Genomic DNA, 26,582 nt, shown 5'->3' on the forward strand with positions numbered 1-26,582 from the left:
CGTGCCTCTCCCCCTCCGGCAGACCGTCGGCCTCTGCGCCGTCCTCGGACTCTGCGCTCTCCTCGCCGTCCCCGGCGCCGCCCCCGGCCTCAGTGCCGAAGGGCGGCTCTCGCTCGCCGTCTTCGTCCTGGCCACCGCCGCCTGGATCGCCACTCCGGTGGACGACGCCTACATCGCGCTCGGCGCGGGCCTGGCGCTGACGGTGACGGGGGTGATCAGCAGCGAGGCCCTGTTCGCCACCCTGGGCGACGAGACGGTGTGGCTGCTGATCTGCGCCTTCGTCCTCGCGGCCGCCGTGACCCGGACCGGTCTCGCGGGCCGGGCCGCCGTCTTCCTGGTCGGCGGGGCCAGGACCGTACGCCAGTTGACGCACCTGACCACGGCCGGTCTGGTCGTCACCGCGTTCGCCGTGCCGGCCACCTCGGGCCGGGCCGCGCTCGCCCTTCCGGTGTTCCTGGCGCTGGCCGCCGCACTCCGTGAGCGGACCCGCCTGGTGGTGATGCTGGCGCTGCTCTTCCCCACCGTCATCCTGCTGTCCGCCGTCGCCACGCTCATCGGGGCGGGCGCGCACCTGATCACGGTCGGGGTGCTGTGGGAGCAGACCGGGGAGCAGCTGAGCTTTGTGCAATGGCTGGTCGTCGGGCTGCCGTTGGCGGTCGCCTCCTCCCATCTCGCCGCCGAACTGGTGCTGTTGACGACGACCCGGCGGGCCGACCGCAGGGGCCCGGTCACGATCACGGCGGCGCAGATCCAGGAGCACTCCGAGACGGCCGTCGAAGGCCCGCTCACCCCGGCCGAGTCCCGGTGTCTGCTCCTGCTGGCGACGGTCGTCCTGCTGTGGTGCAGCGAGCCGTTGCACGGGGTGTCGCCCGCCGTGGTCGCGCTGATCGGCGCGCTGGTGGCGACCTCGCCCGCGCTGGGCACGGTGCGCTTCAAGGACGGTCTGCGGACGGTCCCCTGGCCGTTGCTGCTGTTCATGGCCGCCACGATGGCGATGGGCGTCGCGCTCTCCGACTCGGGCGCGGCCGACTGGCTGGTGGGCTGGATACCGCTCGGGGCGTCGACGCCCCCGTGGCTCTTCCTGACCGGTGTGGTCGTCGTCAGCACGGCCGCCCATCTGGCGCTCCAGTCGCGCTCCGCCCGGTCCTCCGTGCTGGTCCCGCTGGTGGTCGCGGCTGCGGTCGGGGCCGGGGTCAATCCGGTCACGGCGGCGCTGGCGTCCACGGCCGCCGCCGGTTTCTGCCACACCCTGCCGTCCTCGGCGAAGCCGGTCGCGCTCTTCGCGGACGTGCCCGGCACTCCGACGTACACGCCACGCGATCTGCTGCGGCTGTCCGCCTTCCTCGCGCCGCTCACGGCGGCCCTCGTCCTCGCCTTCGCGCTCGTCGTCTGGCCGCTGCTCGGCGTACCCGTCCTTCTCGATCCGAACGAAAGGCCCCAGCCATGACCCACCGCATCGCCATCGCCCCCAGCGGTTTCAAGGAGTCCCTGTCCGCCGCCCGGGTGGCCGAGGCCATCGCCGTCGGCGTACGCCGGGTGGTCCCCGACGCCGATCTCGACCTCATTCCGCTGGTCGACGGCGGCGAGGGCACGGCGGAGGCGCTGGCCCTGGCGGGCGGCGGCCGACTGGTCGCGTGCACCGCGACGGGCCCGGTGGGCGACCCGGTCCCCTCGCACTTCGCGCTGCTGGGCGGGCCCGGTCCGCTGACCGCCGTCGTGGAAATGGCGGCCGTCGCCGGGCTCGCCCTGGTGCCGCCGGACCTCCGCCACCCGGGCGCGACCACGACGTACGGCGTCGGCGAGCTGATCCGGGCGGCGCTGGACGCGGGGGCCCGGCGCATCCTGGTCGGCTGCGGCGACTCCGGTACGTCGGACGGCGGCGCGGGTGCGCTCCAGGTGCTCGGGGCCCGGCTCACCGACCGGCACGGCCGTGAACTCCGGCGCGGCGGCGGGGTGTTGCACGAGCTGGAGCACATCGACCCGTCCGGCCTCGACCCCCGGCTGGCCGAGGCCGACCTCCTGGTGGCCTGCAACCCGTACAACGTGCTGTGCGGGAAGCGCGGTGTGGCCCGGGTGTTCGGGCCGCAGAAGGGCGCGACCCCGGCGGAGGTGGAGCTGCTGTCGGCGGGCCTGGAGCGGCTGGCCGCCGTCCTCACCCGCGACCTGGCCCCGGCCTTCGCGCCACCGACCGGAGCACCGATCGACCTGCGGACGGCTCCCGGCACGGGCGCGTCCGGCGGCCTCGGAGCCGGACTCGCGGCGGTGGGAGCCCGCCTCCTCCCCCGTTACGACGTCCTCCTCGACGGCCTCGACCTGGACGCCCGCCTGGCCCGCGCCGACTTCGTGATCACGGCGGAGGGCGCGCTGGACCACCAGACCGTACGCGGCAAGATCCCGGCGGAGGTGGCGCGGCGGGCCCGGGCCGCAGGGGTGCCGGTCCTGGTGCTGGCCGGGACGATCGGGCCGGGCGCGCAGGACGTACGGGCGGTGGGCGTGGACGCGTACAGCGCGATCCTGCCCGCGCCGATGACGCTGGTGGAGGCGATCGGCCGGAGCGACGAGTTCCTGGCCGACGCCACGGAACGGGCGATGCGGATCATGGCGCTCGGCACCCGGCTGGCACCGCTGGACCCGCTGGCCGCGTGAGGCCTCGGGGTCCCGGGACCGGAGCGGCGGCCTCGGGCCGGGAGCGGCGGCCTCGGACCGGGGCGATGGCCTCGCGCCTCCCGGGGCCCGGGGCGGCGGCCTCGCGCCTCCCAGGCCTCCCGGGGCCCGGGGCAGGATGCCGGGCACGGCGGTTAGGCTCGGACGCATGGAGAGCCTGCGCATCATCGACACCTGGCCGGTCACGACCGCGGCGGCCGCCGTCGTCCGGGCGGACGGCACGGTCCTCGGCACGCACGGGCCGGCCGACCACCGCTTCCCCCTCGCCTCGGTCACCAAGCCGCTCGCGGCCTACGCGGCGCTGGTGGCGTACGAGGAAGGGGCCGTGGAGCTGGACGAGCCGGCCGGGCCCGAGGGCTCCACGGTGCGCCACCTGCTCGCCCACACCAGCGGCCTCGCCTTCGACGAGCACCGGGTGACGGCCCCGCCCGGCAACCGCCGCCTCTACTCCAACGCGGGCTTCGAGGTGCTGGGCGACCACATCGCGAAGGCGTCGGGCATCCCGTTCGCGGAGTATCTGCGCCAGGCCGTCCTGGAGCCGCTGTCCATGACCTCCACGACCCTCGACGGCTCCCCCGCCCGCGACGGCGTCTCCACCGTGGCCGACCTGGTCCGCTTCGCCGCCGAGGTCCAGGCCCCGCGCCTGCTCGACCCGCGTACGGTCCTGGAGGCCCAGAGCGTCGTGCATCCGGGCCTCAAGGGCGTCCTGCCGGGCTACGGCCACCAGAGCCCGAACGACTGGGGCCTCGGCTTCGAGATCCGCGACTCCAAGTCCCCGCACTGGACGGGCAACTCGTCCTCCCCGGCCACCTTCGGGCACTTCGGCCAGTCGGGCACGTTCCTGTGGATCGACCCGGTCGCGGGCGTCGCCTGCGTCGCGCTGACCGACCGCGCCTTCGGCCCGTGGGCGGCGGAGGCGTGGACCCCGTTCACGGACGCGGTTCTGGCCGAGCTGTCCTGAACCGGCTGCCACCCAGCTCGGGCGGCGTCAGGCACTCGAACCAGACGGTCTTCCCGCCGCCGTCCCACCGCTTGATGATGCCCCAGTCGTCGGTGACGGCGTCGACGAGGACGAGCCCCCGGCCCCCGTCGTCCAGCGGGTCGCCCGTGATGGCGAGGGGCATGACGGGGCTGCTGTCCGCGACCTCGACGCGGACGCCCTCGCCGCGCGGCAGCCGGAAGATGAAGGTCCGGCCACGCCGGTCGGGCACGTGCTGCACGACGTTGGCGATCAGCTCGGTGAGCGCCAGCTCGGCGGCGTCGGCGAGGAACATCAGCTCCCAGCCCTTGAGGTAGAGCCGCAGCACGCGGCGCAGATGCCGGGCGGAGTGCTCGCCGAGGGCGAAGTCGGCGCGGTAGACGGGCTCCCCGGGATCCCTCCGGGGGATAACTACGTGATTCATGTCACCAGCCTGCGATGGGCTGGCTACGCTCGGCTACGTACCGAAACGAACGCCGCGAGGCGTTGCACCCGGAGGTCCGTCGCCGTGGCCAACATCCAGACGCTCGATCCCGACGCTTCACCGCTCGCCTACTACGGCGCGGAGTTGCGCCGCCATCGCGAAGCCCAGGGCCTGACGCAGCCGCAGTTGGGCTCCGCCATCTTCTGCACGGGCTCGCTGGTCGGCCAGGTCGAGACGACGAAGAAGGTCCCCACCCGCGACTTCTCGGAGCGTGTGGACGCGGCGCTGGGCACGGACGGGACGTTCTCCCGCCTGGTGGGCCTGGTACTGCGAAGCCAACTGCCGACCTGGTTCCAGCCGTACGCGGACATGGAGGCGAAGGCCGCGTACATCTCCGCGTACCAGGCACAGTTGGTCTACGGGCTGTTGCAGACGGAGGACTACGCGCGGGCGGTGCTGGCCACCGGTATGCCGGACGACCTGGAGGGTCTGCTCGCCGCCCGGATGGAGCGCCAGCGGATCCTGGAGCGAGCGAAGCCGCCGCTGGCGTGGGCGATCCTGGACGAGGCGGTGCTGTACCGCCCGATCGGCGGCCATGAGGTGATGCGGGCCCAACTCCAGAAGCTGTTGGACTACGCGACGCACCGGTGGATGCGGATTCAGGTGCTGCCGTTCGAGGCAGGTGAACACGCGAGCCTGGCTGGCTCGTTCACCGGGATGCGCTTCGACGACAACCCGGACATCGTCTACACCGAGGACCTCATCTCCGGCCACATGACGGCCAACCCCGAGACGGTCAGGGAGGGCTCGCTCCGATACGCTCACCTCCAGGCCACCGCACTCTCCGTCGAGGAATCGGTGGCGCGGATCAGGCGCGTGATGGAGGAGCGTTATGGAGCACGGCCCTGACCTGACGAACGTGGACTGGCGGAAGTCGAGCTACAGCGGGAACACCGGCGGCGAGTGCGTCGAGGTAGCCGAAGGTTTCCACGGCTCCATCCCCGTCCGCGACAGCAAGAACCCCACCGGCCCCGCCATCCTCCTCGGGGCCCCCGCCTGGCAGGCGTTCGTGGACGGGCTGCGCTGACGCGGCTCGCACGGAGAGGATCACGCAACGCATGCGGGATGACATATGAGGCCGCGCAGCGATCTGGTCAGACCCATCGTGGTGCTGACGGTCCTCGCTGTGCTCATCCTGATCGCCGCCAACGCCACAGGCGTCGCATGGGTCAAAACCGCAGGCGGGATGCTTGTGCTGGGCATCGGGATGTTCTGGGGACGCGCACTGAGGGCAAGGCGAATACGCGAAAGCCAGGCTCCCGGCGCGCTGCCCCCGCCTGCGGCATCACGCGGCGAGCAGGACACCTAGGCCTGTAACCGGCCTGCCCTTAAAGCAGTTGCCCACGCTTCGGGCCTGACATAGCTTCTCGCCTGGCCCCGGGTGGTCCAGACCAAGCCTCGGGGTGTCGAGCTACGTCGACGGGGCATCGATTGACTGCGGAACAGGCCGTCCACCCTTCGCCGAACGACTCCGGCGACACCGGCGAGGCCCTGCCGGGCATCTTCTCCCGGCAGCACGCGGCGGCCACGCTGACCTTCGCCACGGTGATGTTCCTGACCGGGTTCGCCGCCCTGGCCGTGGTGCCTACGCTGCCTACGGCGGCCGAGGATCTGGACGGCGTACCGCTGTTCCCCCTGGTCGCGGGCAGCTTCGTGGCCGCCAGTCTGCTCGGCGGGGTGCTGGGCGGGCACTGGGCGGACCGCTCCGGGGCTCGCCGCCCCCTGGCGCTCGGCATGGTCCTCTCCGTGGTGACGCTGCTGGTGTCGGCGTCCAGCGTGTCCATCTGGCAGTTGGTGGTCGGCCGCTTCGTCGACGGGCTGGCCGCCGGGATGGTGGCCGTGTCCGTGACGACCGCCATCGGGCAGTCGTATCCGGAGTATCTGCGGCCCAGGATGCTCGCGATGATGAGCGCGAGCTGGATCATCCCGTCGCTGGTCGGGCCGCCGATCGCCGGGGTGGTCGCCGAAGTGTGGTCGTGGCGGGTGGTGTTCTACGGTCTGGCCGCGCTGACGGCGCTGCCCGCGGTTGCCCTGGTGGCGGTGTTGCGCCGGGCCCCGAAGGGCGATGACGCCCGGGCCGCCGACCTCCCGCCCGCCGAGGAACGCGCGTCCCGGCCGCCGCTGTTGATCGCGGCGCTGCTGAGTCTGGGCGCGGCGCTCGGCCAGTACGGGGTGTCCGGGTGGGACACGCGCCATCTGCTGTTCGTCGCCGCCGGGGTCGCGCTCCTCGTGGTCTTCGCGCCCCGGCTGCTGCCGGCCGGCACCTGGCGCAGTGCTCGCGGCCTGCCCACCGCGGTGCTGTTGCGCGGGCTGACGTCGGGTACGTACTTCACCGTCGAGGCGCTGGTTCCGCTGATGCTGATCACCGAGCGGCGGGTGGCCGCGGTGACGGTCGGCGTCGCGTTCACCGCCTCCGCCGTGCTGTGGGCGGTCGCGTCGTGGGTGCAGGGGAAGCTGCTCCAGGACGTCGCCCGGCACCGTCTCGTCACGGTCGGCGCGCTGGTCATGGCGGCGTCCGTGGTCTTCGCCGTGGTGGGCACCTTCTCCGGGGTGTCGCCGCTGCTCGCGATGGCGGCCATGCCGCTGGCGGCGATCGGGATGGGCATGCTCGACCCCTGTGTCACGGTGCTCTCGCTCTCGCACAGCGCGCCGGACCGGCTGGGCCACACCACCAGTGCCATGCAGACCAACATGAACCTCGGGCAGGTCGTCGTCCTCGCGTTCGCCACCGCCGTGCTCAACGCCGGTCTGGCGGCCGGGGCGAGCCGCCTCGGCGGGTATGCCATCGCCTTCTCGCTGCTGCTCGTACCGACGCTGCTGGTCGCCGTCCTGGCCGTCCGCGCGCGGAAGAACGCGAACCCGTAGGACGGAGAGCTGCGAAACGGAGACCCGTGGGGCGGAAACCCGAAAGACCCGCACATGTGTGCGCTGCTAGATTCGGCCGCCATGCGATCACGAGAGTACGACCTCGAATTCCGGGAACGGGCCGCCCGCACACGCGACTGGGGCGTCGGGCTCCTGTTCGTGGGGGCGTTGCTGTGGGGCTGGTGCGCCGTTCTGCTGTTGACCGACTACGAGGTCGAGACCCGCGGCAGCAACACGAAGGAGTGCGCCGCGCGGCTGTTCACGGAGGGCGGTACGGCCAACGACGGTGTGTGGGCCGGTGATTACTGCGCGGACGAACGCGACTGGCCCGAGGCACTGCTCGTGCTGGGGCTCTCCATACCCGTATCGCTCGTGGGAACCGCGCTGGTGACGACCGGCCATGTGAGCCGGCGGCTCAGTGGGCACTCCCAGGCGATGCGCGAACTGGACAGGCTGGCGGACGAGCGTGAGAAGCGCTCCGAGGACTGACACACGTCACCGCGCGGACGCGTCGCGACGGAAGCATCACAACAGGGGAGATGGGCATGAGCGGCCAGGAACAGCGGACCGACCGACTGAGCGTTCTGATCGAGCAGTTCGACCAGGCGCGGGAGATGGCCGAGGTCCGGCTGCACGGGCTCGGCGACGAGGAATATCTGTGGGAGCCCGCGCCCGGCAGCTGGTCGATCCGGCGGCGCGAGGAGGCCACGACGCCCCGGGCGTACGGGCCGGGCGCGTGGGTCATCGACAAGGGGGCGCCGGAGATTCCGGCGAGCGAGTACGCGGAGGTCGCGCGGCAGGTCGCGGACGGCATGTCCGTCGCGAAGATCGCCGAGGACTGGAGCGTGAGCGTCGAACGGGTCGAGGAGGTCCTGGCGTTCACCGGTGAGCCGGAGCCCGACGTCGTACCGATCACCACCATCGCGTGGCGGCTGGGCCATCTGCACTCCTGCTTCGCGGGGCAGTGGGAGTGGACCTTCGGCGAACGGCGGCAGGACCCGCACCTCCTGGTCGACTTCACACCGTCCGCCGCGCTCGCGCTCGAACGCTTCTGGGAGACGATCGACCGCCACCGCGCGAGCCTGGACACCCTCACCGAGGAGCAGCTCGACACGGTCGGCTTCTCGCAGTATCCGTACGGCTCCGACCCCGACGACGTGTACGTCGGCACGCTGGCCGCGGGCAACCTGGAGTTCATCCACCACATGGCCGAGATCGCGCTGCTCCGCGACCTGTGGCGGGCCCGTCTCGCCGGGTAGTCGAGCCCGTGTGCGCAAAACGGACATGGTTGTAGTGACATAGTCCATACGGTCCGCCGCGAACTTTGCGCGTTGTGCCTGATCTTGGCCGTACAGATCCGGTCAAGTCGTGTTTGAATCCCGTCACTTACGGGCTCTCGCCGTCAGCAGGCGTGGGCCCCGGGAACTTCATTCAGTGGGGGTAAACGTCGTGCCTCGTTCGCACAGACGCACAATCTGGACCGTCGGCGCCGCTGTCGCCGCAACCCTGGCGGGGAGCTTCGTCACCTCGCCCGCCATGGCCCTGCAGGGGGAGCCGGCCGACGCGGCCGCCTTCGGGCACACGGCGAGGATCGTCGTCGGCGCCGCCGACCGCTCCTGCACGGGAACGCTCGTGGACCCGCGGTGGGTGCTCTCCGCCGCGAGCTGCTTCACCGACGCGACGGGCGTGGTCCAGCCGGGCAAGCCCAAGGTCACGACCACCGTCACGGTCGGCCGCACCGACCTGACGCAGACCACGGGCGGGGCCGTCCGGACCGCCGTCGAGCTCGTCCCGCACGCCGACCGTGACCTGGTCCTGGTGAAGCTGGGCGTGGGCATCGCCGGCGTGAAGCCGGTCGCCCTGGCCGCCACCCCGGCGACGGCCGACGAGAGCGTGACCGCGGCCGGGTTCGGCCGGACGAGGACGAGCTGGGTGCCCGACCGGCTGCACACCGGGACGTTCACCGCCAACGGCGACGCATCGGCGAACGTCGCGCTGACGGCGGTCGGCGACACGGTCATCTGCCAGGGGGACGCCGGCGGCCCGATCCTGCGCGAGAGCGGCGGCCGGCAGGAGCTGCTCGCCGTCACCAGCAGGTCCTGGATGGGCGGTTGCGTCGGCACGCCGGCCACCGAGACCCGTACGGGCGCGGTCGCGACCCGCGTGGACGACGTACGCGCCTGGATCATGAACACCACGGCGGCCGTCCCGGGCGACCTGACCGGCGACAACAAGCCCGACCTGGTCGCGGTCGACAACACGGGCAAGCTGTTCGTCTACCCGGGCACCGGCACGGGCGCTCTCGGCTCGCGGATCCAGATCGGCACCGGCGGCTGGTCGGGCGCCGCGGTGACGCACCGCGGCGACTGGACCGGGGACGCCATGGAGGACGTCGTCGCCATCGTCGGCGGCGAACTGCGCGTCTACCCCAACCTCGGCACCGGCACGCTGGGCTCCCCGATCAAGCTCCTCACCGGGCTGCCCACCGTCTCGAAGCTGGTCGGCGCCGGGGACGTCGACCGGGACGGCCACCCCGACCTGGTCGTCCAGCACAGCAACAAGCTGTACCTGTACAAGGGGAAGTCCGCGCCCACGCCGACCGTCGCCGCCCCGGTGGTCATCGGCACCAGCGGCTGGGACGTGATGGACCTGACGGCCCCCGGCGACGCCGACAAGGACGGCCGGGTCGACCTGCTGGCCCGGGACAGGCGTGACGGCATCCTGTACGTCTACCTCGGCCTGTCGAACAACTCGTTCGGCAGCCGGACCGAGTACGGCCACGGCTACACCGTCACCAACCGCCCGCTGATCGCGGGCGCGGCCGACGCCGACCGCAACGGCGTCGCGGACATGTGGACCACCGCGGCCGACGGCACCCTGAAGTTCTACAAGGGCGCGAGCTCGGTCCACGGCCCGGTCGACGGCCCGAGCATCCAGGTCGGCACCGGCGGCTGGGGCAGCATCAAGTCCATCAGCTGACCCCGACCGGCCCCGAGGCCACCGAGGCCCCGCTCCCCCGCCCTCCGGCGGTCCCGGCGCGGGGCCTCAGCCCGCCAGCTCCCACACCAGCAGCTCCGCCGGACCCGCCACCGCGACCGCCGCCAGGCCCTCCGCGCCGGTGATCCGGGCGGCGTCGCCGGGGCCCAGCTCCTCGCCGTCCAGGGCGACCCGGCCCCGCACCACATGGACGTACGCGCGCACCGCGTCCGGGACCGCCGTGCGTTCGTCCTCGGTCAGGCGGCGGACATGGAGCATCGCGCCCGCGCCGGGCAGGGCGTACGGGGTGGAGTCGGCGATGCCGGGCACGACGGTGTACGAGGGTTCGCCGCCCGGCTCCAGGGGGGCCAGCCACATCTGGAGGAAGGTCAACGGGACCGTGCCGTCGTTGCGTTCGACGTGCCGGACCCCGGAGGCGGCGCTCAGGTGGGCCACGTCGCCGGCGCGGACGACGGTGGAGTGGCCGGCCGAGTCGCGGTGGGTCAGCTCGCCCTCGACGACCCAGGTGACGATCTCCGTATGGCTGTGCGGATGCTCATCGAAGCCCGCGCCCGGGGCGAGGCGCTCCTCGTTGCAGGCCAGGATCGGGCCGAAGCGGAGGTTGTCCGGGTCGTAGAAGGGGCCGAAGGAGAGGGCGTGCCGGGTGTCGATCCCGGCGGCCTCGTCCCCGCCCCGGTAGCGGTCCTCGGACCGGTGCACGGAAATCACCCGGCCACGGTAGCCGTGCGGACGCGCGTACGACGGCGGTGTCCGGCAGGTGTCCGGCTACCCGCCGGTACGGGGCACCGTCGCCCCGGCCCACCGAACCACCGGCCCGATAAGGCAGTCTTGTCCTCGTGCCCCGACCCGATCCTGAGCAGCCCCCCGCCCACGACGCCCACCTGCACGCCGCGACCCTGAAACGGCTGGAGCAGTCCTCCGGCCGGCTGGCCGCGAACGCGATTGCCCGCATGGACGAATCGCTGCCGTGGTACCGGGCGATGCCCCCGGAGAACCGGTCCTGGATCGGCCTGGTCGCCCAGGCCGGTATCGCCGCGTTCACCGAGTGGTTCCGGCATCCCGAGACGCCGCAGGCCATCTCGACCGATGTGTTCGGCACCGCGCCGCGCGAACTGACCCGGGCCATCACCCTGCGGCAGACCGTGGAGATGGTGCGCACCACGATCGAGGTCATGGAGGCCGCGATCGAGGAGGTGGCCGCCCCCGGCGACGAGTCGGTGCTGCGCGAGGCGCTCCTCGTCTACGCGCGCGAGATCGCCTTCGCCACCGCCCAGGTCTACGCCCAGGCCGCCGAGGCCCGGGGCGCCTGGGATGCCCGGCTGGAGTCGCTGGTGGTGAACGCGGTGCTCTCCGGCGAGGCCGACGAGGGGGCCGTGTCGCGGGCCGCCGCGCTCGGCTGGAGTTCGCCCGAGCATGTGTGCGTCGTCCTCGGCACCGCGCCCGACGGGGACAGCGAACTGACCGTGGAGGCGATCCGGCGCGCCGCCCGGCACGCCAAGCTCCAGGTCCTCACCGGGGTTCTCGGCAACCGGCTCGTCGTCATCGCGGGCGGCAGCGACAATCCGCTCCAGGTCGCCAAGGGCCTGATCGGGCCGTACGCCGCCGGGCCCGTCGTCGCCGGACCCGTCGTGCCGGACCTGCTGGCCGCGACCCGGTCCGCGCAGGCCGCGGCCGCCGGGCTGAAGGCGTGTCTGGCATGGCAGGACGCCCCGCGCCCGGTCCTGGCGGACGATCTCCTCCCGGAGCGCGCGATGGCCGGAGACCCCGCCGCGCGGGACCAGTTGGTGGAGGAGATCTACAGACCGCTGGAGGAGGCCGGTTCGGCTCTTCTGGAAACGCTGAGTGTCTATCTGGAGCAGGCGAGCAGTCTGGAAGGCGCCGCCCGGATGCTTTTCGTGCACCCCAACACCGTGCGCTACCGGCTACGACGTGTGACCGACGTCACCGGATGGTCACCCTCCGATGTGCGCTCCGCGTTCACGCTGCGGATCGCCCTGATCCTGGGGCGCTTGGCGGCTGCGGATCCTCAGTCCTAGACTTTTGTTGGACTTCAACAATTCCCCCGACGGTTCTTCGTCCCTGTCCCCACGGGCGTGCGGAGCCGTCCACAAGAGAGAGTGTGAGGGTGCTCGTACTCGTCGCTCCCGGCCAAGGCGCTCAGACGCCCGGCTTCCTGACTCCCTGGCTCGACCTCCCCGGTGCCGCCGACCGCATCGCGGCCTGGTCCGACGCCATCGGGCTCGACCTTGCCCACTACGGCACGAAGGCCGACGCGGACGAGATCCGCGACACGGCCGTCGCCCAGCCGCTCCTGGTCGCCGCCGGACTGCTCTCGGCGACCGCGCTGGACGCCGCATCGCCCGACGTCGTCGCGGGCCACAGCGTCGGTGAGATCACCGCCGCCGCGCTCGCCGGTGTCATCGAGGACGAGGCCGCACTGCGCTTCGTCCGTACCCGCGGACTCGGCATGGCCGAGGCCGCCGCGGTCACCGAGACCGGTATGGCGGCCCTCCTCGGCGGCGACCCCGCCGTGACGGTCCCGCACCTGGAGAAGCTCGGGCTGACCCCGGCCAACGTCAACGGCGGCGGCCAGATCGTCGCCGCGGGCACCGCCGCCCAGCTCGCCGCCCTGGAGGCCGACAAGCCCGAGGGTGTGCGCCGGGTCGTCGCGCTGAAGGTGGCCGGCGCGTTCCACACGCACCACATGGCTCCGGCCGTGGAGAAGCTGCGCGCGGCGGTCGGCGACCTCACGGTCTCCGACCCGACCGTGCGTTACGTTTCCAACGCCGACGGCCACACCGTGGCCACCGGCACCGAGGTCATCGCCCGGCTGGTCGGGCAGGTCGCCAACCCGGTCCGCTGGGACCTGTGCATGGAGACCTTCCAGTCCCTGGGCGTCACCGCACTCGTCGAGCTGAGCCCCGGCGGCACGCTGACCGGACTCGCCAAGCGCGGGCTGCCCGGCGTGAAGACGCTCGCGCTCAAGTCCCCCGACGACCTCGACGCGGCCCGCGCGCTCATGTCCGAGCACGCAGGCGTCTAAGGAGCGAGCATGTCGAAGATCAAGCCCAGCAAGGGCGCCCCGTACGCACGGATCCTCGGCGTCGGCGGCTACCGCCCGACCCGGGTCGTGCCGAACGAGGTGATCCTCGAAACGATCGACTCGTCCGACGAGTGGATCCGCTCCCGCTCCGGCATCGTGACCCGCCACTGGGCCTCCGAGGAGGAGACCGTGGCCGCGATGTCGATCGAGGCCTCCGGCAAGGCCATCGCGGACGCGGGCATCGACCCCGAGCAGATCGGCGCGGTCGTCGTCTCGACCGTCTCGCACTTCAAGCAGACCCCGGCCGTCGCCACCGAGATCGCGCACAAGATCGGTGCGGGCAAGCCCGCCGCGTTCGACATCTCGGCCGGCTGCGCGGGCTTCGGCTACGGCCTCACGCTCGCCAAGGGCATGGTCGTCGAGGGCTCGGCGGAGTACGTCCTCGTGATCGGCGTGGAGCGGCTCAGCGACCTGACCGACCTGGAGGACCGCGCGACGGCCTTCCTGTTCGGTGACGGCGCGGGCGCGGTCGTCGTCGGCCCCTCCCAGGAACCGGCCATCGGCCCGACCGTGTGGGGCTCCGAGGGCGACAAGTCCGAGACCATCAAGCAGACCGTCGGCTGGAACGAGTTCCGCCTGGGCGACGTCTCGCAGCTGCCGCTCGACTCGAAGGGCGAGGTCAAGTTCCCGGCCATCACGCAGGAGGGCCAGGCGGTCTTCCGCTGGGCCGTCTTCGAGATGGCGAAGGTCGCCCAGCAGGCGCTGGACGCGGCCGGGATCGCCCCGGAGGACCTGGACGTCTTCATTCCGCACCAGGCCAACATGCGGATCATCGACTCGATGGTGAAGACCCTGAAGCTGCCGGAGCACGTCACGGTCGCCCGTGACATCGAGTCCACCGGCAACACGTCCGCCGCCTCGATCCCGCTCGCCATGGAGCGGCTCCTGGCGACCGGTCAGGCGAAGAGCGGCGACACCGCGCTCGTCATCGGCTTCGGGGCGGGTCTCGTCTACGCCGCGACGGTCGTTACCCTCCCCTAGGCACACCGGACCTTTTGGGTCCGTACGCACGAACACCGAAGAAACCCACCGAAGGAGCGCCAAGATGGCCGCCACGCAGGAAGAGATCGTCAAGGGTCTCGCCGAGATCGTCAACGAGATCGCCGGTATCCCGGAGGAGGACGTCGAGCTCGGCAAGTCCTTCACCGACGACCTGGACGTCGACTCGCTGTCCATGGTCGAGGTCGTCGTCGCCGCCGAGGAGCGCTTCGACGTGAAGATCCCCGACGAGGACGTCAAGAACCTCAAGACGGTCGGCGACGCTGCCGACTACATCCTGAAGCACCAGGGCTGATCCCAGCCCGGCTGTGTCGCCACCCGGCGGTGGCGCCGCTGATTCACGACCCTCTACACGTGGAGAAGATTTTCCAGTGAACTCGACCAATCGCACCGTGGTCGTCACCGGTATCGGCGCAACCACTCCGCTGGGTGGCGACTCCGCATCGACCTGGGAAGGTCTGATGGCCGGCCGGTCCGGCGTCAAGCCTCTCGAAGGCGAGCGCTTCGCCGAACTGCCCGTCCGGATCGCCGCCCTCGCGGCCGTCGACCCGGGCGACGTCCTTCCCCGCCCGCTGGCCCGCAAGCTGGACCGCTCGGCGCAGTTCGCGCTGATCGCGGCCCGCGAGGCCTGGGCCGACGCGGGCTACACCGCCAAGGCCGGCGAGGACGAGTCCATCGCCCCCGAGCGCCTCGGCTCGGTCATCGCCTCCGGCATCGGCGGCGTGACCACCCTGCTCGACCAGTACGACGTGCTGAAGGAGAAGGGCGTACGCCGCGTCTCCCCGCACACCGTTCCCATGCTCATGCCCAACGGCCCGGCGGCCAACGTCGGCCTGGAGGTCAACGCCCAGGCCGGTGTCCACACGCCCGTCTCCGCCTGCGCCTCGGGCGCCGAGGCGATCGGGTACGCCGTCGAGATGATCCGTACCGGTCGTGCCGACGTGGTCGTCGCCGGTGGCACCGAGGCGGCGATCCACCCGCTGCCGATCGCCGCGTTCGCCAACATGATGGCGATGTCCAAGAACAACGACGAGCCCGAGAAGGCCTCGCGCCCGTACGACACCGGCCGGGACGGCTTCGTCCTCGGCGAGGGTGCGGGCGTCGTCGTCCTGGAGTCCGCCGAGCACGCCGCCAAGCGTGGCGCCCGGGTCTACTGCGAGGTGCTGGGCCAGGGCCTGTCGGCCGACGCCCACCACATCGCGCAGCCCGAGCCGACCGGGCGGGGCATCGCCGCCGCGATGCAGAACCTGCTGGACTCCAGCGACCTCAAGCCGTCCGAGGTGGTCCACCTCAACGCGCACGCCACGTCGACGCCGCAGGGTGACCTCGCGGAGATCAAGGCGCTGCGCAAGGTGCTGGGCGACGACCTCGACCATGTCGCGATCTCCGCGACGAAGTCGATGACGGGTCATCTGCTGGGTGGTGCGGGCGGTATCGAGACCGTGGCGACGGTCCTGGCGCTGCACCACCGCATCGCTCCGCCGACCATCAACGTCGACGAGCTCGACGAGGAGATCGACGCGGACATCGTGCGGGGTGAGCCGCGGGTGCTGCCCGAGGGGCCGATCGCGGCGATCAACAACTCGTTCGGGTTCGGTGGGCACAACGTGGTGCTGGCGTTCCGGTCCGTCTGAAGCGTTACGCGGTGAAGCCCGCTTCCCGGTCGTCCGGGAGGCGGGCTTCCGCATGTCCAAGCCCCTCCGGCGATTGAGGAGCGGGGTCCGGGGCAGCGCCCCGGCAACTAGACCACCTGGTGCAGCCAGCGGACCGGTGCGCCCTCGCCCGCGTGGCGGAAGGACTCCAGCTCGTCGTCCCACGGCTTGCCGAGCAGCGAGGCGATCTCGGTCTCCAGATCGCTCTCGCCCCGCACGGAGCGGGCCAGCGCGGCCCGCAGCCGGTCCTCGGGGATCAGGATGTCGCCGTGCATGCCGGTGACGGCGTGGAAGATGCCGAGGCCGGGGGTGGAGCTGTAGCGCTCGCCCTCCGCGGTGGGGCACGGCTCGGAGGTCACCTCGAAGCGCAGCAGGTCCCAGCCGCGCAGGGCGGAGGCGAGCTGCGAGGCGGTGCCGGCGCGGCCCTTCCAGGAGAATTCGGACCGCCAGGTGCCGGGCGCGGCCGGCTGTCTGATCCAGTCCAGCTGGACCCGCACACCGAGGACGCCCGCCACTGCCCACTCGACATGTGGGCACAGCGCGCGCGGTGCGGAGTGAACGTACAGGACTCCACGTGTCGTCACCGGAACCTCCCGTGTGGGACGAGGGACGCCTTCCCCAGCGGCCTCGCGCCCGTACCGCCTCTTTTCGGCCGGATCCCGAGGTTGTCTTCAGTAAACAGCATCGGGAGTTAATCTCCTGAAAAGGGACAGTATGTGACGTGACGTAATGTACCGGAGCCGCCCGTGTGTACGCGGGCGGGCGGGACGCCACTGGTTCGACGGGGAAAAGCTACCGTGCGCAGGGGCCGTCCGTGTGACGTACCGTCGGTCTCAGGCCTCTGATTCGCCGGCTTTCACCCGGCAGGGCGCGCACCGCCCCGACCTGGGGATCATGTGCTTGCCGGGGGCATGTCCAGAGGCATAAGCCAGGGGTTGACCGGAGGGGATCCGACCGATGCCGGAGCGTGTGACACGCCCACGAATGCGTAACGCCGTCGCGGCGCTGAGCGCGCTCTCGTTCGTCGGTGTGGCCGCGCTGGCCGGATGCGGCGGTGGCGGTGCGGACGGCGGCGTGTCGCGGAACGCTCCGGCCGCCCAGCGCAGCGCCTCCCCGTCTCCCTCCCCCTCCCCCACGCCGGACTGGAACCCGCGGCCCCGGTCGGTCGCGGCGGTCGGCGACTCGATCACCCGGGGCTTCGACGCGTGCTCGGTGCTGGCCGACTGCCCCGAGGTGTCGTGGGCGACCGGCACGGACGACGCGGTGCGCAGTCTCGCGGTCCGGCTGCTCGGCCCGTCGAAGGCGGCGGACCGCAGCTGGAACCACGCGGTGTCGGGGTCCCGGATGGTGCAGCTGCCCGAGCAGATGAAGCGGGCGGCGAAGGAGCGGCCGGAGCTGGTGACGGTGATGACGGGCGCGAACGACGCGTGCCGGGACTCGGTGCGGCTGATGACACCGGTGGCGGACTTCCGGGCGTCGTTCGAGGCCTCGATGCGGCAGCTGCGGGCCGGGGCGCCGAAGACGCAGGTGTACGTCTCCAGCGTGCCGGACCTGAAGCGGCTCTGGTCGACGGGTCGGGTCAACGAGCTGGGCAAGAAGATCTGGGGCCTCGGGATCTGTCAGTCCATGCTCGCCGACGCGGACGACCTCGGACCGGCCGCCGTGGCCCGGCGGGACGCGGTGCGCGAGCGGGTGGTGGCGTACAACGAGGTGCTGCGGGACGTGTGCGCGAAGGACCGGTACTGCCGGTACGACGGCGGGGCGGTGTTCGACTTCCGCTTCACCGGGGCGCAGCTCAGCTCGTGGGACTGGTTCCATCCGAGCCGCGACGGGCAGGCCCGGCTGGCGGAGATCGCCTACCGCAACGTCACGGCCCCGGAGCCGCCCGCGTAGGGTCGGTGACCATGACGACCAGCGCGGACACGGCCACGTACACGGAAGACTTCGGTGTTCTCGCGGACGGGTCGCCCGTGCGCCGGTGGACGCTGGAGCGGGACGGGGTCCGGGTGCGGATCCTGACGTACGGCGCGATCGTGCAGTCGGTGGAGACGCCCGGGCGGGACGGGTCGCGGGCCCCGGTGGCGCTCGGGCTGCCGGAGGCGGCGGGCTACGAGGAGTTCCCGAACCCCTACTTCGGCGCGGTGGTCGGGCGGTACGCGAACCGGATCGGGGGCGCGTCGTTCGTCCTGGACGGGCGCACGCACCGGCTGACGGCCAATGAGGGCGGCAACCATCTGCACGGCGGGGCCAGGGGCTTCGACAAGCGGGTGTGGGACGCGGTGGCGGTGCCGGACGGGGTGCGGATGTCCCTGGTGTCGGCGGACGGCGAGGAGGGGTATCCGGGGCGGCTCGACTTCTCGGTGACGTACACCCTGGGGCCCGGCGGAGAGCTGCGGCTCGGCTACCGGGCGGTGACCGACGCGCCGACCGTGCTGAACCCGACCAGCCATCTGTACTGGAACCTGGCGGGCGCGGACAGCGGGAGCGCGCTGGGGCAGCAGTTGCGGATCGCGGCGGGGCGTATCACCCCGGTGGACGCGGCGTCGGTGCCGACCGGGGCTTTCGCGCCGGTGGCCGGGGGCCGGTTCGACTTCCGGGAGATGCGGGCGGTGGGCTCGGGGTACGACCAGAACTTCGTGCTGGACGAGCGGGCGGAGGGGGCGGACGGGGTCGCCGCCGAGTTGTACGACGCGGCGTCCGGGCGGGTGCTGACCGTGCGGACGAGCGAGCCGGGGCTCCAGCTGTACACCGCCGACCACTTCGACGGGCGGCCGTTCGGGCCGTGTGCCGGGATCGCGCTGGAGACCCAGCACTTCCCGGACTCGCCGAACCGGCCGGAGTTCCCGTCCACGGTGCTCCGGCCGGGCGAGGAGTTCGTCTCGCGCACCGCGTACGCGTTCTCGGTGCGCTGAGACCCCGCCTCCTCGGGCGCTCCGCTCAGCGGGCCAGGCCCAGGGTGACGCCGAGGCCGACCAGGACCGAGCCGATCGACCGGTTCAGCGCCTTCTGGCGGCGCAGCATCGCGCCGCGCAGCCGGGAGTGCGAGAAGAACAGCGCGACCAGGGCGAACCAGCCGAGGTGGGCGGCGGCCATGAAGAGTCCGTAACCCGCCTGCTGCCAGAGCGCCGTGCCGGGTCCGACGACCTGGGTGAAGGTCGCGACGACGAACAGGGTCGTCTTCGGGTTGAGGGCGTTGGTCAGGAACCCGCTGCGCAGCGCCCCGAACGGGGAGAGCCCCGGCCGGTCCGTCAGATCGACGTCGAGGTCGGCGCGGGCCAGGAAGGTGCGCACCCCGATGTAGATGAGATACGCGGCGCCCGCCAGCTTGACCGCGGTGAACAGGGCGGTCGAGGAGGCGATGAGCAGCCCCACGCCGAGCATCGTGTACGTGACGTGGACCAGGACGCCCGCGGCGACCCCGGTGGCCGCGAGGACGCCGGTGGTGCGCCCGTACAGATAGCTGTTGCGGACGACCATCGCGAAGTCGGCCCCCGGGGAGACGACCGCGAGGACGGTGATGGCGGCGACCGCCAGGAGCTCGGTCATACGGTGCGTGCCTCCTCGGTGGCGGCCCCGCCGGGGCCGGTGGCGAAGTTCGGGTCGGGGCCGACCAGGTCGCGGGCGAGGAGTGTGGCTCCGGCGACCGCTCCGGGCATCAGGAACACCGCGACGAACGGGACCAGGAACGACAGGGCGAGCGGTACGCCGAAGCCGAGCACCAGGGCCCGGCGGCGGCGCAGCAGGCCGAGCCGCTTCTTCAGGGCCAGTCCACGGCGCTGGAGCGCCACGCCGGTCAGCTCCTCGGCCAGGAAGTAGCCGGAGACGCAGATGCCGATCGCGGGCACGACGGTCTGGCCGACGACGGGGATGAACCCGCAGGCGAAGAGGGCGATCCCGAAGAGGGCGACGCGCAGCAGGATGCGCACGGAGTCCCGGGCGGAGATCCACAGCTCCTGCCAGAGCGACAGTCCGGACTCGGGGACCTCGCCGCCCTCGCTGCGCTCGACCTCCTCGGAGAGCGAATCGTAGAAGGGCTGGCCGATCAGGAGGGTCACGGCGGTGAAGGTGATGACCGCGAGGAACAGACCGAAGACGAAGACGAGCGCGGTCAGCCCGGTGCGCAGGATGCCCTGCCAGGGCGAGGACCAGTCGTCGGCGAACGGGGTCGCCCAGCCGACGAAGTCGTCGGCCCCGTAACCGAGTCCGATCAGCGCTCCGGCGTAGACGACGAGGGTGACGAGTCCGGGCAGCAGCCCGAAGCCGAACCACCGTCCGTGCTGGAGTACCCAGCGCTGCCCCTTCACCAAGTAGCCGAATCCTGCCCCGAGATCGCTCATGGGCGTCAGCGTACGGCGTGCGGAAACGCGGCGAGGCCGCACCCCGGGGTGGGGTGCGGCCTCGCGTGCGGCGTGGTGTCCGGTCAGGCGACCGAGAGCTCGACCTTGATGTTGCCGCGGGTGGCGTTCGAGTACGGGCAGACCTGGTGGGCCTTCTCGATGAGCGCCTGCGCGGTGGCGGCGTCGACGTTCGGGATGGAGGCGCTGATCGCGACCTCCAGGCCGAAGCCGCCGGCCTCGGTCTTGCCGATGGAGACCGAGGCGGTCACCGTCGAGCCGGAGATGTCGGCCTTCTCCTGGCGGGCGACGACGCCCAGCGCGCCCTGGAAGCAGGCGCTGTAGCCCGCCGCGAAGAGCTGCTCGGGGTTGGTGCCCGCGCCGCTGCCGCCCATGGCCTTCGGCGGGTTCACGACGACGTCGAGCTGACCGTCGTCGGAGGAGACCCGGCCGTCGCGGCCGTTCTCGGCGGTGGCGACGGCGGTGTAGGCGACGTCGATCTTCTGGATGGTCATGGTGTGACGATTCCTCCGGTTGGTGCGCCGCGACTCGCGCCCACGATCGCGACGGCCTGTGGACGAGCCTAACGCGTGGCCGGTGACGGCAGGAGATGGGTCGGACCGGGGGTCAGACCAGGGAGACGATCATCTTGCCGGTGTTCTCGCCGCGCAGCAGGCCGACGAAGGCGTCGTAGCCCTTCTCGATGCCCTCGACCTTGGTCTCCTGGAACTTCAGCTCGCCCGAGGCCAGCCAGCCGGCGACCTCCTGGACGAACTGCGGCTGGAGGTCGGAGTGGTCGCTCACCAGGACGCCCTGGAGGCGCAGCCGCTTGCCGATGATCATCGCCATGTTGTTCGGGCCGGGGGTCGGCTCCGTGGCGTTGTACTGGGCGATCATGCCGCAGATGGTGGCGCGGCCGTGCACGTTGAGCGAGGAGATCGCGGCTTCGAGGTGCTCGCCGCCGACGTTGTCGAAGTAGACGTCGATACCGTCGGGGGCGGCCGCCTTGAGCTGGTCGCGGACCGGCCCGTTCTTGTAGTTGAACGCGGCGTCGAAGCCGTACTCCTCGGTGAGGAGCTTGACCTTCTCGTCGGAGCCTGCGGAGCCGATGACCCGGGAGGCGCCCTTGAGCTTCGCCATCTGGCCGACCTGGCTGCCGACGGCCCCGGCCGCGCCGGAGACGAAGACCGCGTCGCCCTCCTTGAAGGAGGCGACCTCGAACAGGCCCGCGTAGGCGGTGAGTCCGGGCATGCCGAGCACGCCGAGGTAGGCGGAGAGCGGGGCGATGTCGGGGTCGACCTTGACCGCGTGCTTGGCGGGCAGGTCGGCGATCTCGCGCCAGCCGAGGCCGTGCAGGACGTGATCGCCGACGGCGAAGCCCTCGGCGTTCGAGGCGATGACCTCGCCGACCGCGCCGCCGTCCATGGGGTGGTCGAGCTTGAAGGGCGGGGTGTAGGACTTCACGTCGTTCATCCGGCCGCGCATGTACGGGTCGACCGAGAAGTACTTGTTGCGGACGAGGATGCGGCCTTCGGCCGGAGCGGCGACCGCGGCCTCACGCAGCGCGAAGCCCTCGGCCTTGGGCCAGCCGTGCGGGCGGGCGACGAGGTGCCATTCACGGCTGGACGTGGGAAGTGCTGCAGACATGGGCTCGGGTTCTCCTCAATGTCCTACGGGGGGGGTGGGCCTCCGCGCCGTACGGGCTACCGCGCGAAAAGCTTCATGACATGAAACAACCATGCTCCTGAATATTTCATGATGTCAAGTAAATCGGTACGCTGTCGTCCATGGCCACTCGCACAGACACCCTGACCCTTGAGGTCGTCGAGCTCATCGGCACCGTCGTGGCGCGCTACCACGAGGAGTACGACCGGGCCGCCGCCGAGCACTCCCTCACGGGCGCGCAGGCACGGGTGCTCGGGCTGCTCTCGCTGGAGCCGCTGCCGATGCGGAAGATCGCGCTCAGGCTGAAGTGCGAGCCGTCGAACGTGACCGGGATCATCGACCGGCTTGAGACCAGGGAGCTGGTCGAGCGCAGGCCCGATCCGGCCGACCGGCGGGTGAAGCTGGCCGCCGCCACGGAGAAGGGCCGGCGTACGGCGCGCGAGCTGCGGGACGCGCTGGACTTCGCCCGGGAGCCGCTGGCCGGGCTCTCCGACGCCGAGCGCACGGTGCTGCGGGATCTGCTGCGCCGGATGCTGGGCGAGGAGGCCCCGTAGGCGTCGCGCCTACGTGCACCACCAGAGGAAGCGGGTGCAGGTCGGGGACGGCGTCGGGGTGGGCGTCGGCTCGGCCGGGGGCGGCGGGGGCGCGGGCGCGGTCGTCGGCTCCTCCGGGTCCGGATCGTCCGGTCCCGGAGGATCTGCGGGCGGGCTGTCGGGGGCCTCGGACGGGTCCGGGTCGTCGGGGTCCGGTGAGGCGGTGGGCTCGTCCGTGCCGGAGGCCTCGGGGCTCGGCGACGTCGACGGGCCTCCGCCGCGGGTGCCGGCCGGTGAGGCGTCCGTGCCGGGGCCGGTGGTCGCCCCGGCACGGGTGCCGACCGGGCCGGGATCGCGGGGCGCGTCGGCGGACGACTCCTGCGGCGCGGGGTCGGCCGGACCGCCCGACGCCTCGCTCACGAAGTCGGCGGCGGTGTCGTCCGGCCCGGGCTCCAGGGCCAGTTCCGCCAGGCTCAGCGCACCGGCCGCGAGGAGCAGCCCGAGGGCGGCGAGCAGGACGGTACGGCCGCGCCGACGATGGCTGCCGCGCCCGGACCGACCGGCCTTCCGCCGGGAGCCGGGGCGGGTGTCACGTGCCGTCTCGCGTCGGCTGCCGCGTGCGGCTTCGCGCCGGGCGGACCGTCCTCCGGTCCGGGCTTCCCGCCGCACGCCGCGTCGGGAGTCGGTCTCGTCGGCCGGGGCGGCCGTCCCGTACGGCTCGTCCGGGGCGGGGCCGGCGGCCGCGGGCATCGCGTAGGGGCCCAGCGCCTCCGCGGGCGTACCGCACCCGGCGCAGGCCAGGGCTCCGTTGAGATGCCGTCGGCACGGGTGGCAGTAATCCATGGCGCCCGAAGGTTAGGCGTGCGCGGAACAACCGGGGAAGCCGCCCAGGTGAGGATTGTGTGAGGAAGAACGGATTCCGGTGACAGCCGGTCCGATACGCCTGACACGCGGGAGGATGGGCCACATGACCGCTCCCGCCCCCTTCGGCCCCCTCCAGTTCCAGCTCGTCCTGCTGCGCCGGATGGCCGATTTCCAGCCCGGCCTGGTCGAGGAAGCCCGGCACGAACTGAGCGCCTCGCTCGCCGATATGCGGGAGGCCAACCGCCGCTGGCAGGCCATGGTGCGCGCGCCCCGGGGACGGGGATCGCTGCGGCGCTACCGCTCGGTGCTCGGCGAACCGGAGCTGACGCTGCCGCGCCGGGTCGGCGATCTGGAGTGCGAGGCGCTGCTGTGGCCGGTGCCGCTCTGGCCGGATCTGCGGTTCGAGGTGATGGCCGGTCCGGGCGGGGCCGTGTGGAACGAGTGGCTGGTGCGGACGCCGGGCGCGGCCGGCCCGGACCTCACCTCCGTAACGGATCTGCGCCCCTGGTCGTGCACCGTGGACGAGGCGGCCCGCGCCTTTCCGCCGGCCCGGCCGATGGAGGGCAGCGCCCCGACCCGCTGGTCGCTGGCGGTCACCGACCCGGCCACCGGGCAGGAGCGCGTGGCCGAGTTCACCTGGGGTCTGTTCCAGCGGCTGCTGCCGGCCCGCTGAGCTGAGGAGCCGTCAGCTCCCGCCCTCTTACGGCGCAGCTCAGCGCGCGCGAAGGGCCGAACGGCGCGACCATGCAAGGAGAGACCGGCTGCCGCCGGTGCCCCCATCCGCGCTCTCGGGAGAACTCGCCGTGACCGTCAGCCTTGAGCAGTTGCAGCGTTGCCATGTCGCCGTCGATCTCGGGGCCGCGAGGACCCGGGTGTACGTCAAGGGGCTCGGGCTCGTCGTCGACGAACCGAGCGTCGCCGCGGTCAACACCCGTACCGGCTCCCTCATCGCCGTCGGCGCGCTCGCCGAGCAGATGACCGGCCGCACCCCGGAGTACATCCGGGTGGCCCGCCCGGTCTCCGGCGGCACCGTCGTCGACATCGAGATGGCCCAGCGGATGCTGCGTCATCTGCTGGGCGACAAGCTCCGCCGCCAGTTGCGCCGCAAGCCCCGGCTGCGCGCCGCCGCCTGCACCCCGCACGAGGCGGATCCGCTGGCCCAGCGCGCGACGGTGGAGACGCTGGTCGGGCTGGGCGCGCGCCGGGTCGAGCTGGTGGACACGCTGATCGCGGCGGCCGTGGGCTGCGGGCTGCCGGTCGAGCAGCCGACCGCCACCATGATCATGGTGTGCGGGGCCGCCACCACCCAGATCGCGGTGCTCTCGCTCGGCTCGATCGTGACCGCCGTCCGGATCCCGGTGGGCGGCAACGCGATCGACGAGGCGATCATCCAGCATCTGCGCCAGCACCACGAGCTGCTGCTGCCGAGCCAGTCCGTGCGCCCGCTCCAGCTGGCCCTGCACGGCAACGGCCTCCAGCTCACCGGCCCCGCCCTCACCGAGATCCACGGCCGTGACGTGGCGACCGGGCTGGCCCGCTCGGTGCAGGTCGACACCGCCGCCGTACGGCAGGCCATCCACACCCCGCTCACCGCGGTGCTCGACGGTGTGGGCAAGGTGCTCCGCGACTGCCCGCCCGATCTGGTGGCCGACCTCGCGGACCGCGGGATCATGATGGTGGGCGGCAGCGCGCTGCTCCCGGGCCTCGACCAGATGCTGCGCGACGCGACCGGGATGCCGGTGCACATCGCGGAGCGCCCCGACGTCTGCTCGGTGCTCGGCCTGGGCGCGATGCTGGACGGCAAGATCCAGCCGATGGTCCTCAACCCGCTGGCGGGGTGAGCCCGTCGGTACGGACGGGGCGCCGGCCCGGACGGCGCGCGTGAAGGGGCCCGTGGACCCCGGCCCCGCGGCGGCCGGGCGGCTGCCGATGCTCCTGGAGGCGGTCCTCAACGTCGGCAGCGATCTGGAGCTGGGCTCCACCCTCCAGCAGATCGTGGACACGGGCGCCGCCCTGACCGGGGCCCGTCACGGCGCGCTCGGGGTGCTGGACCCGGACCGGGACCGGATCGAGAGTCTGTACACCGCCGGGATGACGGAGGCGGAGCGGCGCCACCTCGACCTCTTCCCGGACGAGCCCGCCGGTCGGCCGGCCACCCTGACCCGGCCGGGCCGTCCGCCGGGTCGCGCACCGGACAGCCCGCCGGGCGGCCCGCCGGTGCGGAGTTTTCTCCGGGCCCCGATCCGGGTGCACACCGAGGTGTTCGGCCATCTCTACCTCGCCGGGAAGCCGTCGGGGCCGTTCACCGACACGGACCTGGCGCTCCTGCGGGTCCTCGCCGCCCAGGCCGGCATCGCGATCGGCAACGCCCGGCTGTACGAGACGGCCCGGCAGCGCGAGCGCTGGATCGCGGGGGCGGCGGCCGTCACCACGGCCCTGCTGACCGGCACCGACGCGGCGGACGCGCTGATGACGGTGGCCGAGCGGGCCCGGGCGCTGGCGGGCGCGTCGGCCGGGGTGATCCTCCAGCCGACGGAGGAGGGCGGCATGGAGATCGTCACCGCCTCCACGCTGGACGATCCGGCGGGCATCGTCGGCACGGTGATCGAGCCCGGTTCCGCCGTGCTGGTGCAGTTGCTCGGCGGCGAACCGGTCTTCATCGACGACTCGGCCACCGATCCCCGGATGACCACCGACGTACGCTCCCGGTTCGGGCCCAGCATGATGCTGCCGCTGCAGAGCGGCGGGCGGCTCATCGGCACCCTCGCGCTGCCCCGGCGGCGCGGCGAGCGCCCCTACACGGATGTGGACCGGCTGCTGGCGACCCAGTTCGCCTCGCAGGCGGCGCTGGCGCTGGTGCTGGCGGACGCGCAGGCCGACCGGGAGCAGCTCGCGGTGTACGAGGACCGCGACCGGATCGCCCGTGACCTGCACGATCTGGTGGTCCAGCGGCTCTTCGCCACGGAGATGATGCTGGAGTCGACCCGGCGGCGGGCCGCCTCGGAGGCGGAGGCCGGGGAACTGCTGGGCCGGGCGGTGGACGAGCTGGACTCCACCATCCAGGAGGTCCGCACCGCGATCTTCGCCCTCCAGCAGCCGCCCGCCGAGGCCCCGAGCACCTTCCGGGGCCGGGTGCTGCGGGAGACCGGGGGTGCGGCGGCCCTGCTGGGTTTCCCGCCGTCGGTGCAGTTCACCGGGGCGGTGGACGCGCTGGTGGGCGCGGAGACGGGCAAGGAGCTGCTGGCCGCCCTGCGCGGGGCGCTGGCCGTCGCGCACCGCAGGCCCGGGGTCTCGGCGATCGAGGTGGAGGTGGACGCCACGGTCCGGCTGCCGGACGGGCGGACCGGGGTGCGGCTGGTGGTCTCGGACGACGGGCGCGGCGAGGACGGCCGGCCGACGACGGTGACCTGGCAGGCCCCGCTCTGAGCCGAGGGCCCGGCGGC

Annotated in this window: 28 protein-coding genes; 20 read left to right on the plus strand and 8 right to left on the minus strand. The window is 72.5% G+C overall.

Going from position 1 to position 26,582, the window contains the following annotated elements:
- The first annotated feature begins 1 nt into the window (after position 1).
- The 3 genes from ACSMXR_RS09510 to ACSMXR_RS09520 all read left to right on the plus strand — a co-directional run bounded on the left by ACSMXR_RS09510 (position 2) and on the right by ACSMXR_RS09520 (position 3,625).
- Positions 2-1,447 (plus strand): SLC13 family permease, encoded by a 1,446-nt coding sequence (locus tag ACSMXR_RS09510; RefSeq protein WP_473171627.1) that lies wholly within the window; start codon positions 2-4, stop codon positions 1,445-1,447.
- Entirely contained in the window at positions 1,444-2,646 is a 1,203-nt protein-coding gene (locus tag ACSMXR_RS09515; RefSeq protein ID WP_473171628.1) for a glycerate kinase family protein, read from the plus strand. The genes ACSMXR_RS09510 and ACSMXR_RS09515 overlap by 4 nt, the downstream gene beginning before the upstream one ends.
- Before the next feature lie 166 nt (positions 2,647-2,812).
- Positions 2,813-3,625 (plus strand): serine hydrolase domain-containing protein, encoded by an 813-nt coding sequence (locus ACSMXR_RS09520; protein ID WP_164615280.1) that lies wholly within the window; start codon positions 2,813-2,815, stop codon positions 3,623-3,625.
- Here ACSMXR_RS09520 and ACSMXR_RS09525 read toward each other — a convergent pair.
- Positions 3,594-4,067, minus strand: a complete 474-nt coding sequence (locus ACSMXR_RS09525) for an ATP-binding protein (protein WP_364891699.1) — start codon at positions 4,065-4,067, stop codon at positions 3,594-3,596. The two genes, ACSMXR_RS09520 and ACSMXR_RS09525, sit on opposite strands and share 32 nt — an antisense overlap.
- A gap of 84 nt (positions 4,068-4,151) precedes the next feature.
- Here ACSMXR_RS09525 and ACSMXR_RS09530 point away from each other — a divergent pair, with 84 nt between their 5' ends.
- The 6 genes from ACSMXR_RS09530 to ACSMXR_RS09555 all read left to right on the plus strand — a co-directional run bounded on the left by ACSMXR_RS09530 (position 4,152) and on the right by ACSMXR_RS09555 (position 9,971).
- On the plus strand, positions 4,152-4,976 hold the full coding sequence (locus ACSMXR_RS09530) for a helix-turn-helix domain-containing protein (protein WP_473171629.1): 825 nt from the start codon (positions 4,152-4,154) through the stop codon (positions 4,974-4,976).
- Positions 4,960-5,154 (plus strand): DUF397 domain-containing protein, encoded by a 195-nt coding sequence (locus ACSMXR_RS09535; RefSeq protein ID WP_473171630.1) that lies wholly within the window; start codon positions 4,960-4,962, stop codon positions 5,152-5,154. The genes ACSMXR_RS09530 and ACSMXR_RS09535 overlap by 17 nt, the downstream gene beginning before the upstream one ends.
- A gap of 404 nt (positions 5,155-5,558) precedes the next feature.
- The gene (locus ACSMXR_RS09540) at positions 5,559-6,992 is read left to right on the plus strand and encodes an MFS transporter (protein ID WP_473171631.1); all 1,434 of its coding nucleotides are present in this window, start codon (positions 5,559-5,561) and stop codon (positions 6,990-6,992) included.
- A gap of 81 nt (positions 6,993-7,073) precedes the next feature.
- Positions 7,074-7,481 carry a hypothetical protein gene (locus tag ACSMXR_RS09545; protein WP_473171632.1) on the plus strand — a complete coding sequence of 136 codons (408 nt, stop codon included), beginning with the start codon at positions 7,074-7,076 and terminating at the stop codon, positions 7,479-7,481.
- A gap of 56 nt (positions 7,482-7,537) precedes the next feature.
- On the plus strand, positions 7,538-8,251 hold the full coding sequence (locus ACSMXR_RS09550) for a DinB family protein (protein ID WP_137233263.1): 714 nt from the start codon (positions 7,538-7,540) through the stop codon (positions 8,249-8,251).
- A 277-nt stretch (positions 8,252-8,528) separates the two neighbouring features.
- The gene (locus ACSMXR_RS09555) at positions 8,529-9,971 is read left to right on the plus strand and encodes an FG-GAP-like repeat-containing protein (RefSeq protein ID WP_473171633.1); all 1,443 of its coding nucleotides are present in this window, start codon (positions 8,529-8,531) and stop codon (positions 9,969-9,971) included.
- Positions 9,972-10,037: 66 nt separating this feature from the next.
- On the opposite strand, the gene ACSMXR_RS09560 is transcribed toward ACSMXR_RS09555, so the two are convergent.
- Positions 10,038-10,697: a pirin family protein gene (locus ACSMXR_RS09560; RefSeq protein ID WP_137233265.1), complete on the minus strand. Its 660-nt coding sequence runs from the start codon at positions 10,695-10,697 to the stop codon at positions 10,038-10,040.
- Between the two features lie 128 nt (positions 10,698-10,825).
- Here ACSMXR_RS09560 and ACSMXR_RS09565 point away from each other — a divergent pair, with 128 nt between their 5' ends.
- From ACSMXR_RS09565 to fabF, 5 genes are all read left to right on the plus strand, one after another.
- A complete protein-coding gene (locus tag ACSMXR_RS09565) occupies positions 10,826-12,025 on the plus strand; it encodes a PucR family transcriptional regulator (RefSeq protein ID WP_030078149.1) in 1,200 nt (399 codons plus the stop codon).
- 89 nt (positions 12,026-12,114) lie between these two features.
- Positions 12,115-13,032 (plus strand): ACP S-malonyltransferase, encoded by a 918-nt coding sequence (locus ACSMXR_RS09570; protein WP_030622217.1) that lies wholly within the window; start codon positions 12,115-12,117, stop codon positions 13,030-13,032.
- A 9-nt stretch (positions 13,033-13,041) separates the two neighbouring features.
- On the plus strand, positions 13,042-14,073 hold the full coding sequence (locus tag ACSMXR_RS09575) for a ketoacyl-ACP synthase III (protein ID WP_030078145.1): 1,032 nt from the start codon (positions 13,042-13,044) through the stop codon (positions 14,071-14,073).
- A gap of 64 nt (positions 14,074-14,137) precedes the next feature.
- Positions 14,138-14,386 carry an acyl carrier protein gene (locus tag ACSMXR_RS09580; protein WP_006124218.1) on the plus strand — a complete coding sequence of 83 codons (249 nt, stop codon included), beginning with the start codon at positions 14,138-14,140 and terminating at the stop codon, positions 14,384-14,386.
- Between the two features lie 76 nt (positions 14,387-14,462).
- Positions 14,463-15,725, plus strand: coding sequence for a beta-ketoacyl-ACP synthase II (fabF, locus tag ACSMXR_RS09585; RefSeq protein ID WP_098026159.1), 1,263 nt, complete (start codon positions 14,463-14,465; stop codon positions 15,723-15,725).
- A 107-nt stretch (positions 15,726-15,832) separates the two neighbouring features.
- Here fabF and ACSMXR_RS09590 read toward each other — a convergent pair whose 3' ends face one another.
- Positions 15,833-16,327 carry a DUF3145 domain-containing protein gene (locus ACSMXR_RS09590; protein ID WP_030078141.1) on the minus strand — a complete coding sequence of 165 codons (495 nt, stop codon included), beginning with the start codon at positions 16,325-16,327 and terminating at the stop codon, positions 15,833-15,835.
- 400 nt (positions 16,328-16,727) lie between these two features.
- On the opposite strand from ACSMXR_RS09590, the gene ACSMXR_RS09595 reads away from it, so the two are divergent.
- Positions 16,728-17,636, plus strand: a complete 909-nt coding sequence (locus ACSMXR_RS09595) for an SGNH/GDSL hydrolase family protein (protein ID WP_218527646.1) — start codon at positions 16,728-16,730, stop codon at positions 17,634-17,636.
- A gap of 11 nt (positions 17,637-17,647) precedes the next feature.
- A complete protein-coding gene (locus tag ACSMXR_RS09600; protein ID WP_364891686.1) occupies positions 17,648-18,655 on the plus strand; it encodes an aldose epimerase family protein in 1,008 nt (335 codons plus the stop codon).
- Between the two features lie 25 nt (positions 18,656-18,680).
- Here the strand turns inward: ACSMXR_RS09600 and ACSMXR_RS09605 are convergent, their stop codons facing one another.
- From ACSMXR_RS09605 to ACSMXR_RS09620, 4 genes are all read right to left on the minus strand, one after another.
- A complete protein-coding gene (locus ACSMXR_RS09605; RefSeq protein ID WP_030078135.1) occupies positions 18,681-19,289 on the minus strand; it encodes a LysE family transporter in 609 nt (202 codons plus the stop codon).
- Positions 19,286-20,080 (minus strand): EI24 domain-containing protein, encoded by a 795-nt coding sequence (locus ACSMXR_RS09610; protein ID WP_376188127.1) that lies wholly within the window; start codon positions 20,078-20,080, stop codon positions 19,286-19,288. The genes ACSMXR_RS09605 and ACSMXR_RS09610 overlap by 4 nt, the downstream gene beginning before the upstream one ends.
- An 83-nt stretch (positions 20,081-20,163) precedes the next feature.
- Positions 20,164-20,592 (minus strand): organic hydroperoxide resistance protein, encoded by a 429-nt coding sequence (locus tag ACSMXR_RS09615; RefSeq protein ID WP_006124225.1) that lies wholly within the window; start codon positions 20,590-20,592, stop codon positions 20,164-20,166.
- 112 nt (positions 20,593-20,704) lie between these two features.
- Complete coding sequence (locus tag ACSMXR_RS09620) at positions 20,705-21,724, minus strand: NADP-dependent oxidoreductase (protein WP_473171634.1); 1,020 nt, start codon at positions 21,722-21,724, stop codon at positions 20,705-20,707.
- A gap of 140 nt (positions 21,725-21,864) precedes the next feature.
- Here ACSMXR_RS09620 and ACSMXR_RS09625 point away from each other — a divergent pair, with 140 nt between their 5' ends.
- A complete protein-coding gene (locus ACSMXR_RS09625) occupies positions 21,865-22,296 on the plus strand; it encodes a MarR family winged helix-turn-helix transcriptional regulator (protein ID WP_030078127.1) in 432 nt (143 codons plus the stop codon).
- Positions 22,297-22,305: 9 nt separating this feature from the next.
- On the opposite strand, the gene ACSMXR_RS09630 is transcribed toward ACSMXR_RS09625, so the two are convergent.
- On the minus strand, positions 22,306-23,118 hold the full coding sequence (locus ACSMXR_RS09630; protein WP_473171635.1) for an SCO2400 family protein: 813 nt from the start codon (positions 23,116-23,118) through the stop codon (positions 22,306-22,308).
- Between the two features lie 124 nt (positions 23,119-23,242).
- Between ACSMXR_RS09630 and ACSMXR_RS09635 the strand changes: the two genes are divergently transcribed.
- The 3 genes from ACSMXR_RS09635 (at position 23,243) to ACSMXR_RS09645 (ending at position 26,565) form a co-directional block, all read left to right on the plus strand.
- The gene (locus ACSMXR_RS09635; RefSeq protein WP_381908262.1) at positions 23,243-23,812 is read left to right on the plus strand and encodes a hypothetical protein; all 570 of its coding nucleotides are present in this window, start codon (positions 23,243-23,245) and stop codon (positions 23,810-23,812) included.
- Between the two features lie 130 nt (positions 23,813-23,942).
- On the plus strand, positions 23,943-24,980 hold the full coding sequence (locus ACSMXR_RS09640) for a rod shape-determining protein (RefSeq protein ID WP_030078118.1): 1,038 nt from the start codon (positions 23,943-23,945) through the stop codon (positions 24,978-24,980).
- 88 nt (positions 24,981-25,068) lie between these two features.
- Positions 25,069-26,565 (plus strand): GAF domain-containing protein, encoded by a 1,497-nt coding sequence (locus ACSMXR_RS09645; RefSeq protein ID WP_381856052.1) that lies wholly within the window; start codon positions 25,069-25,071, stop codon positions 26,563-26,565.
- The last annotated feature ends 17 nt before the right edge of the window (positions 26,566-26,582 follow it).

Source organism: Streptomyces sp. DSM 106670, assembly GCF_055792845.1.